Origin of the sequence: Klebsiella sp. YJ, from assembly GCF_002108615.1 — a bacterium.
Taxonomy (GTDB): Bacteria; Pseudomonadota; Gammaproteobacteria; order Enterobacterales; family Enterobacteriaceae; genus Klebsiella; species Klebsiella planticola.
This window is the reverse complement of the sequence record NZ_MTEG01000021.1, coordinates 24,355-37,672: the sequence shown is the minus strand read 5'-3', so window position 1 is coordinate 37,672 and position 13,318 is coordinate 24,355. Positions and strand designations below refer to the sequence as shown.

Below are 13,318 nucleotides of genomic sequence, written 5' to 3'. Positions count from 1 at the left end.
TATCTGTTATTCAGCCCCACGCTGGCCCTTTGCGCGAATCAACGGCCAGACCAGCAGCGGGACGCCAATAAGCGAGGCCACCAGTCCGACCGGAAGCTGGCGCGGATAGAGCGCGTTGCGTCCCAGCCAGTCGGCGAGGGTCATAATGCAGGCGGAGAGCAGCGCGGCGGTGTAGAGCTGCGCCAGCGCGCCTTTGACACCGGTTTTACGCGCCAGATGCGGCCCGAGCAGGCCAATAAACGACACCGGGCCAACCAGCAGCGTGGCGAGCCCGGTCATCAGCGCCGCCAGCGTCAGTACCCCGAAACGGGCGCGGGGCAGGGAAAGCCCCAGAGAACCGGCAACCCCGCCGAGCGGCAGCAGCACCAGCCAGCGGCGGAACAGCGACGTCAGGGTCAGCAAAATCAGGGTGGCAATAAACAGCCACTGCGCCAGAGGGGCGCTGATGTAATAGGTACTGCCGGTCATCAGCGGCAGCAGCACCGAGCTGGCAGCAAGGTTATTGAGCATGACCATGCTCACCGCCGCCTGGCACAGGGCATTGAGGGCGACGCCATTGAGTAACACCCGCTGCGGATTAAAGGCGCTGCGGCGGCTGTTCCACATCGTCAGCAGCAGGCTGATAAGCGCGCCGCAGAGGCTGCTGAACAGCAAAAAAGTGCTGCCGTGGGTGGGAAACAGCAAAATATACACGGTCACCCCCATCGCCGCGCCGCCGCCGATACCCAGCACTTCAGGACTGGCGAGCGGATTGCCGCTAACCCGCTGCATCAGTACCCCCGCGCCAGCCAGCAACGCGCCGGCGCTAATGGCCGCCAGCAGACGCGGCAGCCGTAAAGGCAGCAGATGAGCCAGCTCAGCCGAATGCGCCCAGTGCCAGTGGGTCAGACCGTGGCCGAAAAACAGCGAGATAGCCACGGATACCGCGAGGGCGAGCACTGCCGCCCAGGGAATCCAACGGCTGGTGTGGGACGACATCTGCGGCGGCGGGGCGGTATCCAGACTCTGCTGACGGGCGAAGCGTGCCAGCAGGATCAGCAGCGGTCCGCCGGTCAGAGCGGTTAACATCCCCACCGGCAGCAGCTGGCCGTTAAACAGGGAAACACGTGAAACGCAAAGGTCGGTAAACCACAGCAGGCCTGAGCCGGTCAGGGCGCTATGCAACACCAGTTGGCGCGAGGTGCGCGCGCCGCCAAAACGGGCGAGATGCGGTGCGGCAAGACCAATGAAGCCGATGACGCCGACGGCATTGATGATAAGCGCGCTCATCACCAGCGCCAGCAGCACCGCGGCGGCACGAATCCGCAGCGGTGAAGCGCCAAGACTATTCACCATTGTTTCCGGGAGCTGCAGCAGTTCCAGCGGGCGAAATAGCAGCATCAGTAGCCCGACGCACAGCGCCAGCCACGGCAGCAGCGCCAGCAGCAGATGGCTGTCCTCCTGCGCCAGCGAACCGCCGCCCCACATCAGCACGGTCAGCAGGAAACGGTCGTTGATAATGGCGATCAGCATGGTCAGCGCACCGCACCACAGGTTAATCATCATTCCCGCCTGAATCATCACCAGCGGAGAGAGGCGCTGGCGCCAGCTCAGAAGCAGAACCAGCAGCAGTGCGACCAGCTCGCCGCCGATAATCATCCCCATCCGCATTCCGCCGGTCAGCGCCGGTAGCCACAGCGACGCCAGGCCCATCGCCAGGGTTGCGCCGGAAGTCATCCCGAGGGTGATCGGCTCCGCCAGCGGGTTGCGCAGCGCGCGTTGCATCAGCCAGCCGCACAGCCCGAGCGTCGCGCCGCCTACGATGGCCATCCCCTGTCGTGGAAGCCACATGCTGTGCAGGATAATCGCCGTCGGCTGTACGTTGTGGGCATCGAACAGCGCGGCAAACCCGCCCTGATGCCGCACATCGCCGACCGCCAGCAGCAGAGAAGCCAGCCACAGCATGCCGATAACGCCCCAGGAGAGATGACGGGAAAAGGGCTCATGCATCGCGCCACCCCGCCATCAGCTGGCTGAAAATATCGGCAAAACGCCCGGCGGTGATCAGTGCGCCGGCGTTGCTGATGGGCTGCTTAATCAGCGCGAGTGGATAGCGTGAGGTCAGCGGCAGGCTTCGCCACAGCCGGCTTTGCTGCCAGTGCGCTACCGCCTCACGCTGATCCGCCGCGACCAGCAGGATCGGTCGGGCATCGAGGGTGGCGATACGGGTGAGCTCCACCAGGACGTTGCCTTCGGCGCCGCCGCTTGCACGCCAGGCGTTGCGCATCCCGCAGGCCGCCAGTACATCGCCCGGCAGACTACCGGCGGTATACAACCGCAGGTGTAACGCATCCACCGGGGAAGCGAACAAGACCGGCTGAAGCAGTTTCTGCGCATAGCCGCGGGCACGGATAATGCGCTGGGACAGACCGGCGATCAGCGCGGCCGCCTGGGGTTCACGTTTAAGTACGATACCCAGCTGTTGCGTGGCGCTAATAAAGGCGCTGAGGCCGTGGGCGGGCAGCGTCACGAGGGGGGCCACCTGCGCCAGAGCCGGTTTTAACAGGGCGTGTTGGGGAGTGATCACAATTGTGTCCGGTTTCAACGCATAGAGCGTTTCCAGATTAGGTTGAAACAACAGGCCTAAATCCTGCACCGTTGCCGGCAGAGTCGGAACGGAGATCAGTTTGCGATACCAGTCCGGCGCCGAAACCCCCGCTGGCGTAATGCCGAGAGCGAGGATCATTTCGGTCAGCCCCCAGTCCAGTACCGCCAGCCGCTGTGGCACAGGCGAACTGCTGGCCCACGACAGAGCGGGGGCCAGCAGGGCAGCAGTGAGCAACCTGCGTCGTGACAGCATGGCTACCACTTGTAGTTCACGGTGGCAATCAGCTGGCGTTTCATCGCATATTCGCAGCCGTTATCCTGACACGAGGCGAGATAGGTTTTATCCGTCAGGTTGGCGGCGTTAAGCGCCACGCCCCATTCACGCCACTGGTAGCCAATTCGCGCGTCGTACACCGTCGCCGCCGGGACTTTCAGGCTGTTATCGCTGGTGGCATAGCTGCTGCCGATATAACGCACGCCGCCGCCCAGCGAGAAACCGTCGAGCGGGCCGCTCAGCGCATACTGGGTCCACAGCTTGGCGCTGTGACGGGAAATCCCCACCGGATGTTTGCCTTCCGTGCCGTCGTTAGCGCTGGTGACTTTCGGGTCGGTGAAGGCCCAGGATGCCAGTACCGACCAGGCCGGGGTGAGGTTGATTTTGCCGTCCAGTTCGACGCCGCGAGAACGGATCTCACCGGTTTGCACGCTGAAGTTGGCATGATCCGGGTCCGGAGTGGCGACGTTGGTTTCACGCAGGTTAAACAGCGCAAGGGTAAACAGCGCATCGAGGCCAACCGGATCGTACTTCAGACCAATCTCCGACTGTTTACCTTCGGTGGGCTTAAAGGCGTGGCCGTAGAAATCGGTATTGCTGCTCGGCACGAACGACGTCGAATAGCTGATGTACGGCGCCAGTCCGTTGTCGAAGTGGTAGAGCAGCCCGGCGCGGCCGGTGGTGGCGTAATCGTTACGTTCGCTGCGGCTATCGGTAAGCAGATCGGTGCTTTTCGTTTTCGCCGCATCGTACCGCCCGGCGAGATTGACGCTCCAGTTATTCCACTCCAGCTGATCCTGTAAATAGAACCCGGTTTGATCCAGAGTTGAGTGGGTATTGCTGGTGAAGGCCGGTTTTTCAACCGGGGTGCTGTAGTCCGGATCGAGATAGTTGATCGGGCTGGCATCGCCGTAGCCGGCCTGGCTGCGTACCGAAGTGTGCATCCGGTCGATTCCCGCCAGCAGAACGTGAGCGATCGGGCCACTTTGCAGGTGAAACTCCGCCTGGTTGTCCACCGCAAAGTTGGACATGGTCTCTTTCAGGTTCATCGAATAGCGGTCTATCAACGGCGCGTCGGCGTGCTCGCCCCACGGATAAACCATCAGATAGTTACCTGTACTGCTGATATAGCGCAGGTTCTGACGGAAGATGACCGTATCGTTAAAGTCATGGCGGAACTGATAGCCAATACTGCCCTGTTCACGCTCGTACTTATCAAAACCGGGCTGTCCGCCGTAGAAGCTGGTGGAGATCTGCCCGTTAGGGTTATGGGTCAGGGTGCCTGAGAGCGGCATCTGGTTGTAGAAGCCGCTGTCCGGGTCTTTGCGCAGCTGTGCAAGGAGGGTCAGGCTGGTTCGCTCGTTCGGCTGCCAGGTCAGCGAAGGGGCAATATCATAGTGCTGGTAGCGGGTGTGATCGACCTGGGTTTGCGTATCGAAAAAGGTCCCTGCGACGCGGCCCAGTAGCGTTTTGTCGGCGTTCAGCGGGCCGGTAATGTCGAAACCGGTGCCAAACAGGTTGTTATTGCCCGCGGTGACATAAACCTGACCGCCGGCGTCAGCCTGCGGGGTTTTGCTCACCATATTGACGATCCCACCCGGATTGGCCTGCCCGTAGAGCACCGATGCCGGCCCTTTGACTACCTCTATACGCGAGAGCAGGAACGGATCCCACGCCGGGCGGCTCCACCAGGCTTCACGCGGCAGACGCAGGCCGTCGAGATATTCGTCGGCTTCGAATCCACGCACGATAATGGTGTCGAAACGGGTATCCGGTCCGGCGTTTTCCGAGGCGACGCCGGAGACGTAGCGTAGTGCTTCCGGAATCGTCTTTGCCGCCTGCGCCTCAATTTGCGCCTGGGTGATGACGGCAATACTTTGCGACGTCCGGCTAATCAACTGGCTGGATTTACTGCCCGCCGTCGCGCTGTGCGCAACGATGTTGCTCTCGTCATCCTGCCCCTGTGCACCGGCATCGGCGGTAACCACTATCGTCTGTTCTTTTGTGCTATCCTGCCCGTTATCCGCAGTGAACGCTTGCCCGCTGTATCCTGCGATGATCGTACATGCCAGTACTTTCAACGGTTTATCCCTGAGAAACTTGCCAATCTGTCTCATAGCATTTCCGACTGTTATTAGAATTGGATGGAAATGATAATTATTCAACTTCAAAAGAGAAGCCTGTCCATGGCAGAATGGCGCGACTGGTCACCTGGATGTCGCCATTCGGACAAAAGTTGTCTCTAAACGCAGCAGTACGGATAAATGGTGAGAATCGGACAAAGGGCAGGTGAAGATGACAATCCCGCACGCTATTGAAGGGCTACGCCAGCTGAAATATACCCCCGGCAGCGAAGAGCCGGTTCATCAGCATGAACAAGGGCAACTGATCTACCCGCTGCGCGGTGTGGCAAAAATTGTGACTCCGCAGCATATCTGGCTGCTGTCGCCCGGTCGTGCCATCTGGCTGCCCGGCGGTTTGTCGCACGGCCTGCAGGCGATTGATCACGTCGTGACGCAAAATCTCTATTTAACCCCTCAGGCCTCGCGTCAGTTTGGCCTCCAGTGCCGTGGACTGGCCGCTACCCCGCTACTGCATACCCTGATTGCAGCAGGTCTGGAAGAGGCCGTGTCGACGGAACGTCAGGCGCTGATTCTGGCGTTGTTGAGCGACGAGCTGGCCCGCTTGCCTGCCAGCATGCTGTGCCATGTCATTCTCCCCAGCGACCGGCGCGTGCGCCAGGTGTGCGATACTCTTTGCCGCGAGCTGGACCATGCGGCCACGCTGGCGTGGTGGGGGCAAAAAGTGGGGGCCAGCGAGCGCACGCTGGCGCGGTTGTTCCGCGAAGAGACCCATCTCAGTTTCTCAGAATGGCGTCAGCAGATTCGTCTGCTGGAGGCGGTATGCAATCTCGCGCGCGGCGTGACGGTGAGCAAACTGGCTCATGAACTGGGGTACGCTAGCGCCAGCGCGTTTATCGCGATGTTCCGTAAAAAGCTTGGCGTGTCGCCGCAGCGCTACATTCTGGCCACCGGCGGCCGGGAGTAAGCGTCAGATTTTTCCGCCCTGCGGCCTTTAGCCTTTTCGCCCCTTTGCACGAGTGCGGATGGTATCCCGCATCGCGCGAATTAAGGTCTCTTTGCTGCGTCCGCGACGAAAAATCAGTGAGAAGGGAGCCTGGTAGCCATATTCTGTCGGCAGCAGGGCGCGCAGCTTTTGCGCTTGTACCCACGGCAGCGCATAGTGCTCCGGCAGATAGCCGATATATTTGCCGGACAAGATGAGCATCAGCTGGGCCTCCATACTTTCGGCGCTGGCTTCGCTCTGCTTAAAGCCTTTACGCCCCAAATCACTGCTGCTCCAGTAGCTGCGGGTGACCATCCGCATCGGCGAAATCAGCGCTTCCGTCAGATGCTTAACGGTAAAGAGCGGGTGCTTATCGCCGCAGTAGAGCCAGTTTTGCTCGCGATAGAGCGGATGAGAAATCACGCTGTTGGCCTGAAGTGAGAAGGTCCCGACGGCGAGATCCAGTTCGTTATTCAATACGCCCTGTAAAAGCGCGTTCGGACTTCTGACCTGCAGGTTTATCTGTACCCGCGGGAAGCGTTCGCTGAAGGTCGCAATAATATCGCTCATGGGCAGCATCGGATCGGTAATCGTGGAATCGATGACGCCAAGATTAAAGATCCCGGTTTGTTCACCCCGCAGGGAGGCCGTATTGCGTTCGAAATCCTCCAGCGAATTCAGCAAATCGATGCTTTGCTGAAGGACGGTCTCCCCTTTTTCCGTTAGCGAAAATCCGCCTCTGCCACGGCGGCACAGAATGATTCCCAGCTTCTCTTCGAGCTCACTCATGTAGTTGCTGATGGCCGAAACCGTCAGGTTAAGCTCCTGCTGGGCGTTGGCGTAGCCCTGATATTTGGCGACGGTGATAAAAACGTGTAACAGGCGCAGATTGGGAAATTTGCCCACTGACATAGGGGAATACTCCACTGTAAGTCCCGGGTTTTGTTTTTATTTTTCTAAACTAATTTTTTGGCTTTGACTATTTTTTCTCTGTACTACCTTCCGCAGTATCTCTTTATCGCCCCGATAAGCCATGGAGAAACTGCAATGACATCCGCAACTGAACATGAGTTCCCGCAGCCGCAGGATGGTGAAATTCCGCGCTTTAGCGGATTACCGACCTTTTTCCGTCTTCCTTTTGCCCCGCAGGCCACAGAACTGGATATCAGCGTGGTGGGGGTGCCGTGGGATGGTGGAACCACTAACCGTGCCGGCACGCGCCACGGGCCGCGCGAGCTGCGTAATGCCTCCAGCCTGGTGCGCCGGATTCACCCGGTGACCCGCCGCTCTCCCTACGATTATGCGCGGGTAGGCGATCTGGGCGATGTGCGGATTAATCCCGTGGATCTGCAGGATAGCCTGGCGCGCATTGAAGCCTGGTATCACGCCCTTGATCGGCAGCAGGTGATGCCGTTAACCGCGGGGGGCGACCATCTCACCACCTTGCCGATTTTGCGGGCGCTGGGACGGAATAAGCCGCTGGGCATGATCCATTTTGATGCCCATTCGGACACCAACGACAGCTATTTTGGCGGTGAGCGCTTTACCCACGGCACCCCGTTTCGCCGCGCCGTGGAAGAGGGGGTTCTCGACCCGAAACGCACGGTGCAAATCGGTATTCGCGGCGCGCTATTCTCCGCGGATGAACACCGCTGGGCGGAGGAAAACGGCATCACGATTATCCGTATGGAGCAGGTCAATGAGCAGGGCATCGAACGGGTGATGCAGCGGGCGCGGGAGATTGTCGGCGACCAGTCCACCTACATCAGCTTTGATATCGACGTGCTGGATCCGGTCTATGCCCCCGGCACCGGAACGCCGGAAATTGGCGGTATGACCACCTTGCAGGCGCAGCATTGTCTCCGCCAGCTTGCCGGGTTGAACCTGATTGGTGCCGACCTGGTGGAGGTGTCGCCGCCGTTTGACCAGGGCAATCTCACCAGCCTGACCGGCGCGACCCTGATGTTCGAACTGCTTTGCCAGCTTGCCGATGCTCATCATCGGCGCATTTCAGCTTAACCGGAGCCAACTGATGAAAAAATCTCTCTCATTACGTTATCTTGCGACCTCGCTGGGACTGGCGTTGGGGCTGGCATCGGCGGCCCAGGCGGCCGATACCACTCTCTCGCCGGGAAAAATAAAAATAGCCATGGAGGTGGCCTACCCGCCATTTGAATCCTGGCAGGATGACGCCATCGTGGGTTTCGATGCCGAACTGGCGGCGCTGCTTAGCCAGAAAACAGGCTTAACGCTCCAGCTGGTGGATACGAAATTCAGCAGCCTGATCCTTGGCCTGAGCGGCGGGCGTCAGGATGCGGTGATCTCGGCGCTGTATATCACTGAGGAGCGTACCCGTCAGGCGGATGCTATCCCGTACGCCAACACCGGGGCCTATATTATGGTGCGCAGCGACAGTCCCGTTGCGCCGCAAACGGAACACGATCTCTGTGGGCTCACCGTCGGACTACAGCAGGGTACCTCATGGGTGAAAAAGCTGCAGGCGCTGTCGGCGGGCGAATGCCAGCAGCAGGGCAAAGGGGCTATCGAGATAAAAGAGTTCCCGACCTCGCCGGAGACGCTGCAGGCGCTGCTCTCCGGAAATATTCAGGCGCAGGTAGATATCGCTGGCGTGGTCAGCCTGTTTACCCAGCGTAGCAAAGGCCGCCTGAAGGTGAGTTCCCCGCAGACGATTTATCCGCAAACGCTGGGGATTTACGTTCGCAGAGGGAATACGGCGCTGGCGCAACAGCTGACTTCGGCATTGAAAACGCTGCGTGACAACGGGGAATATCATGCTTTGCTGCAGAAATATGCCGTCTACGGTATTACCGATAACGCGCCGCAGCCCTGAGATGAAAAGCGGAAATGTTGCGATAAACGAGCCATTTAATGAGATGTACGTCACGTTTTATGGCTGATTATCTCTCGAATGAAACTTAATTATCATAGTTATCAATTGATTAGTGTGTTTTTGCCATCCTTTGTGTATTCAGTGTGTAAAATTACACACTGATCACAATTCCTCTCCCCTCCGCATGTTTTAATTCCCCTCACCAAAACAGAGAGGAATTCATATGAAACACATGATGATTTGCTGCGGCGCTGGCGTAGCCACCAGCACCGTCGCTTTAAATAAACTGCAGGACTTCCTGAAAAAAGAAAATATCCTCGATAAGGTTCGTATTTCACAAGGTACCGTCGCGGAAGCCAAAACCCGTGACGATGTCGATTTTATCGTCTCGACGTCGCCCGTTGCGCTGTCCGTTCCGGTCATTAACGCTCTGCCGCTATTAACCGGCATGGGTACCGATAAAGTGTTCAACAGCGTGAAAGAATTAATTCTCGCCGAGGGTTAAGCCATGTTTATTGTTGATTACATCGTGGGGTTAGGCGCGTCGGTAATGATGCCGCTGATATTTATGCTCCTCGGTTTATTATTACGACTGTCCCTCAGTAAAGCCCTGAAAGCGGGCTTAATGGTGGGGATCGGGTTTATCGGCTTAAGCATTACCGTGAATCTGATGATCGATTCTCTGACGCCCGTCAGCCACGCGCTGGTAGAGCGTTTCGGTCTGAATCTGAACGTGCTGGATGTGGGCTGGCCCGCAGCGGCGGCGGTGGCGATGGGAACACGCGTCGGAGCGCTGGTGATTCCGGTGTGCGTGGCGATTAACGTGCTGATGCTGTACACCAAAACCACCCGGGTGTTGAACGTTGATATCTGGAACCTGTGGCATCACGCGTTTACCGGCTCGCTGGTGACGATTATTACCGATAGCCTGTGGCTGGGGATATTTGCCGCCGGGATTAACTGCATTATTACGATGGTGATTGCCGACCGCACCAGCGGCGATGTCGAAAAATATTTAAATCTCCCGTCTATTTCGGTGCCACACGGTTTTTCCGCCTCATTTGTTCCGGCGGCATGGCTGGTGAATGCTATTGTCGACCGTATTCCGGTGGTGCGTGATATTAAAATTGATACTGAAGTGATTCAGCGGAGATTATCTATTCTCGGCGACCCGGCTTCTCTCGGGGCTATTATCGGCGCGCTGCTCGGCATTATTGCCGGAATTGAAGTAAAGGCTATTTTGCAAACGGCGATTACCATGGCGGCGGTGATGACCATTATTCCACGGATGGCGAAGATGCTGATGGAAGGGGTCTATCCGATCAGCGAACGTATTCAGGAAATTGCTCAGTCGCGGGCCGGATCGTTTGGTAAAATCGCCATTGGTCTGGACTCTGCCGTCAGCGTCGGCCATCCGGTGACGCTGTCCGTTTCGATGCTGATGATTCCGGTGATGCTGGTCCTCGCGGCAATCATTCCCGGCAACCAGTTCCTGCCTTTTGCGTCATTAACCGGTTTACCCTTCGCCTTTGTTCTGGTGACGGCGGTATGCCGCGGCGATATGTTCCGCACGCTGCTGACCGGACTGTTAACCCTGAGCCTGGCGCTGCTGATTGGTACCAACCTGGCGCCGATTGTCACCAGTACCGCAGTCAGTACCGGCTTCTCGCTGCCGCAGGGCACCACCAGTATCAGTAGCGTGGATTATGCCGGGGCGATGTTGCCATGGGCGATTATCCAGAGTTTCCACCTCAAAGAGATTGGCGTCGGGATTCTGACCCTCTGTACCCTCGCGCTGGTGTTGTGGAACCGCCGCAAACTGGCACAGGAAAATGAACGGCCGACAGAGACGGCGACGGAGGCAGGAAAATGATGTTTAGCGCTCAGCGAGTACTGACGTTTAACGAGGCCGTGAGTCGGACGGCCTTACTGACCCGCCTTGCCCAAAGTCTGCTGGCGGATGGCCTGGTAAAACCGAGTTTCACCGACGGCGTGCTCGCTCGTGAGGAGGTCTACCCGACGGGGATCTTTATGGAGACCCACAGCGTTGCCATTCCGCATACCGAGTTTGAGCATGTTAACCACACCGGGTTTGCTATCGGTATCAATCGGGCCGGCGTAGCGTTTCACCGTACCGATGAGCCGGAAGAGGCGGTGGTGCCGGAGATCGTGGTGATGATGGCCATTGATAAAACTTGCGAAAAAGTGGCAATTATTCAATCCTTATTCGCATTATTAGCCGATCGCGATCGCGTTAACGATATTGTTAAAATGACGCCAGAGGAGATTGCAAAAGTGTTCACCGATGCCGTCGTCACGCAGTAAGATAAAATGATGGGCGCCAGACGGTGAGGCCGGAAGCGGAGAGGGGCAAGATGTTACGCATCAGCGACGTCATAGAGCTAGCGATGGTCAGTCGCAAGACTATCTATAACGCGATCAACAGCGGCCGGCTGAAGTATCAGCTGGTGAATGTTGATAACCGCCAGGTTCGTATGTTCCTTGAAGAGGATGTATTTGAAGCCTTTCCAAAAACCAGCCGCAGCACCACGCAAGAGCAGGAGATGCAGGCGCTACGGGAGGAGGTGGCTTCCCTCAAGTTTGCCCTCGCGGAACTGCAAAAGGCGGTCAACGCCATGGATCCTGAAAGTCAGTTCGAAATGACGTCGGTTAACGATCCGGCCAAAAAGCCCGGCCGCTAGTCAGCGGGCGGGCGCTAAGCGGTCAGACAATATCATCTACCACGCCGCCATCGACGCGCAGCGCCGCGCCGGAGGTGGCGGAGGCCTGAGTTGAGCAGACGTACACCACCATATTGGCCACTTCATCAACCGATGCCGCCCGCTGGATAACCGAGCTGGGGCGATGGGTCATCACAAACTCTTTGGCGAGCTGGTCCAGCGGTTTACCGGTTTTCGCCACTTCGTCTTTCATCATTTCGGCAAAGCCATCGGAAATCGTCGGGCCGGGCAACACGCTGTTTACCGTCACGCCGCTACCGGCCACGAATTTCGCCAGCCCACGCGCCAGCGACAGCTGAGCGGTTTTGGTCACCCCGTAGTGGATCATGTCCGGCGGAATGTTGCGCGCCGACTCCGAGGAGATAAACACCACCCGCCCCCAGCCTTTTTGCACCATCGCCGGCAGCAGCGCACGCGACAGCCGGACGCCGGACATAACGTTGGTCTGCCAGTAGTTTTCCCAGATGGCATCGTCAGTGTCGTAGAAGTCCAGCGGGCCATAAATCCCGGCGTTATTAACCAGAATATCGACGCCGGTTACCGCTTGCAGGAGCTGAGCGACCCCTTCGCCACTGCTCAGGTCGGCAACGGCGGCGCGCGGCCTGGCGCCGGGCACCTCATTTTGCAGGCGGGCGATGGCCTCGTTGACGCTACGCTCGCTGCGCCCGTTCACCACCACCTCCGCGCCGCTGGCCGCCAGCCCTTTGGCGATAGCAAAGCCAATCCCGGCCGTGGATGCGGTCACCAGCGCAACTTTCCCCGAAAGATCAATCTTCATAACTCCGGCCTTATGTGTTGTCAGACAGACCATTAAGCGTAGCAGCTGATGAGGGCGCAGGTCGGGGGATCGCCTGCGCAAAGGGTCAATAGCCCCGCTGTTTATCCACCAGATTGTTCAGCGGTAGCGCGCGTTGCTGGCGGTGAATGTTTTCCAGCAGCTGGCGAGCAACCACCTCCGCCGGCGCGATCGAAGCCATATGTGGGGTGATGACCACCTGCGGATGCAGCCACAGCGGGTCATCCTGCGGCAGGGGCTCAACGGGGAAGACATCCAGTACCGCGCCCGCCAGCCGGCCGCTATCCAGCGCCTGCAGAATATCGTGATTCACCATATGTTCGCCGCGTCCGCAGTTGATGAGTACCGCGCCTGCGGGAAGCCTGTCGAGCAGCGGCCGGGCGAGAATACCGCGGGTCTGTTCGGTGAGCGGCAGCACGTTGATCAGCGCATCCAGCTCAGCAAAAAATTCACCGGCCTGCGCGTCGCCGTGATAACACCGGACGCCGGGGAGCTGCTTCTCACTGCGCGCCCAGCCGGAAACGTGATACCCCAGCCCGGCGAGGCGGGTGGCGATGTAGCCGCCGATTTCGCCAAGCCCCATCACGCCAATGCGAAAATCGGCGGCGGCCCGCTGCGGGTAAATCTTCCAGACGCGCTGACGCTGGTGCGCCAGCGCGCGATCGAAATTGCGCTGAAACCACAGCACGCCCCACAGGGCGTACTCGAACATCCCATGACGGAAATCCTCATCCACCACCCGGCAGAGCGGAACAGGGCTGGCGAACAGGCTATCGGGAAGATGGTCCACCCCGGCCGACGCGGCCTGGATTAATTTTAACGCCGGCGAACGCGTCAGCAGGCTGGCATCGGGAAACCAGCAGCTGGCATATTCCGCGGTGCGTGCCGCCGGATGTTCGGGCAAGACCGCGGTCACTTCCGGGAACAGCTGCAGCGCCTCGCAAATCTCGCGGGCATAGTTCTGGTCATTGCAATCGACAACGATAGTCAGGTTTGGCATAGGC

13 protein-coding genes are annotated in these 13,318 nt (G+C 58.7%); 7 read left to right on the top strand and 6 right to left on the bottom strand.

The features are described from left to right. Nucleotides 1-6: 6 nt before the first annotated feature. The 3 genes from fhuB to BV390_RS20675 are packed head-to-tail and all read right to left on the bottom strand — an operon-like array spanning nucleotide 7 to nucleotide 4,941. Nucleotides 7-1,989: a Fe(3+)-hydroxamate ABC transporter permease FhuB gene (fhuB, locus tag BV390_RS20685; RefSeq protein ID WP_032691052.1), complete on the bottom strand. Its 1,983-nt coding sequence runs from the start codon at nucleotides 1,987-1,989 to the stop codon at nucleotides 7-9. Beyond that, nucleotides 1,982-2,839, bottom strand: a complete 858-nt coding sequence (locus BV390_RS20680) for an iron-siderophore ABC transporter substrate-binding protein (protein ID WP_032696805.1) — start codon at nucleotides 2,837-2,839, stop codon at nucleotides 1,982-1,984. Before BV390_RS20680 ends, fhuB begins: the two co-directional genes overlap by 8 nt. A 2-nt stretch (nucleotides 2,840-2,841) precedes the next feature. Beyond that, complete coding sequence (locus BV390_RS20675) at nucleotides 2,842-4,941, bottom strand: TonB-dependent siderophore receptor (RefSeq protein WP_223849355.1); 2,100 nt, start codon at nucleotides 4,939-4,941, stop codon at nucleotides 2,842-2,844. A gap of 214 nt (nucleotides 4,942-5,155) precedes the next feature. On the opposite strand from BV390_RS20675, the gene BV390_RS20670 reads away from it, so the two are divergent. Next, nucleotides 5,156-5,908 carry an AraC family transcriptional regulator gene (locus BV390_RS20670; protein ID WP_085397295.1) on the top strand — a complete coding sequence of 251 codons (753 nt, stop codon included), beginning with the start codon at nucleotides 5,156-5,158 and terminating at the stop codon, nucleotides 5,906-5,908. A 27-nt stretch (nucleotides 5,909-5,935) separates the two neighbouring features. Here BV390_RS20670 and BV390_RS20665 read toward each other — a convergent pair whose 3' ends face one another. Continuing rightward, nucleotides 5,936-6,838, bottom strand: coding sequence for a LysR family transcriptional regulator (locus BV390_RS20665; RefSeq protein WP_032691055.1), 903 nt, complete (start codon nucleotides 6,836-6,838; stop codon nucleotides 5,936-5,938). Between the two features lie 135 nt (nucleotides 6,839-6,973). On the opposite strand from BV390_RS20665, the gene speB reads away from it, so the two are divergent. From speB to BV390_RS20635, 6 genes are all read left to right on the top strand, one after another. Continuing rightward, nucleotides 6,974-7,945 (top strand): agmatinase, encoded by a 972-nt coding sequence (gene speB / locus BV390_RS20660; protein ID WP_032696808.1) that lies wholly within the window; start codon nucleotides 6,974-6,976, stop codon nucleotides 7,943-7,945. A 13-nt stretch (nucleotides 7,946-7,958) separates the two neighbouring features. Continuing rightward, nucleotides 7,959-8,777, top strand: coding sequence for an ABC transporter substrate-binding protein (locus BV390_RS20655; RefSeq protein ID WP_032691057.1), 819 nt, complete (start codon nucleotides 7,959-7,961; stop codon nucleotides 8,775-8,777). A 223-nt stretch (nucleotides 8,778-9,000) separates the two neighbouring features. Continuing rightward, nucleotides 9,001-9,282 carry a PTS sugar transporter subunit IIB gene (locus BV390_RS20650; RefSeq protein WP_032696809.1) on the top strand — a complete coding sequence of 94 codons (282 nt, stop codon included), beginning with the start codon at nucleotides 9,001-9,003 and terminating at the stop codon, nucleotides 9,280-9,282. A gap of 3 nt (nucleotides 9,283-9,285) precedes the next feature. Continuing rightward, nucleotides 9,286-10,650: a PTS galactitol transporter subunit IIC gene (locus BV390_RS20645; protein WP_032691058.1), complete on the top strand. Its 1,365-nt coding sequence runs from the start codon at nucleotides 9,286-9,288 to the stop codon at nucleotides 10,648-10,650. Further along, nucleotides 10,647-11,102 (top strand): PTS sugar transporter subunit IIA, encoded by a 456-nt coding sequence (locus BV390_RS20640; RefSeq protein ID WP_046853542.1) that lies wholly within the window; start codon nucleotides 10,647-10,649, stop codon nucleotides 11,100-11,102. The genes BV390_RS20645 and BV390_RS20640 overlap by 4 nt, the downstream gene beginning before the upstream one ends. A 50-nt stretch (nucleotides 11,103-11,152) precedes the next feature. Further along, complete coding sequence (locus BV390_RS20635; protein ID WP_032691060.1) at nucleotides 11,153-11,479, top strand: MerR family transcriptional regulator; 327 nt, start codon at nucleotides 11,153-11,155, stop codon at nucleotides 11,477-11,479. A gap of 22 nt (nucleotides 11,480-11,501) precedes the next feature. Here BV390_RS20635 and BV390_RS20630 read toward each other — a convergent pair whose 3' ends face one another. Together BV390_RS20630 and BV390_RS20625 are read right to left on the bottom strand one after the other, a co-directional pair. Next, nucleotides 11,502-12,296 (bottom strand): SDR family NAD(P)-dependent oxidoreductase, encoded by a 795-nt coding sequence (locus BV390_RS20630; protein WP_032691061.1) that lies wholly within the window; start codon nucleotides 12,294-12,296, stop codon nucleotides 11,502-11,504. An 85-nt stretch (nucleotides 12,297-12,381) separates the two neighbouring features. Further along, nucleotides 12,382-13,314 (bottom strand): 2-hydroxyacid dehydrogenase, encoded by a 933-nt coding sequence (locus BV390_RS20625; RefSeq protein WP_032696812.1) that lies wholly within the window; start codon nucleotides 13,312-13,314, stop codon nucleotides 12,382-12,384. Nucleotides 13,315-13,318: the final 4 nt, after the last annotated feature.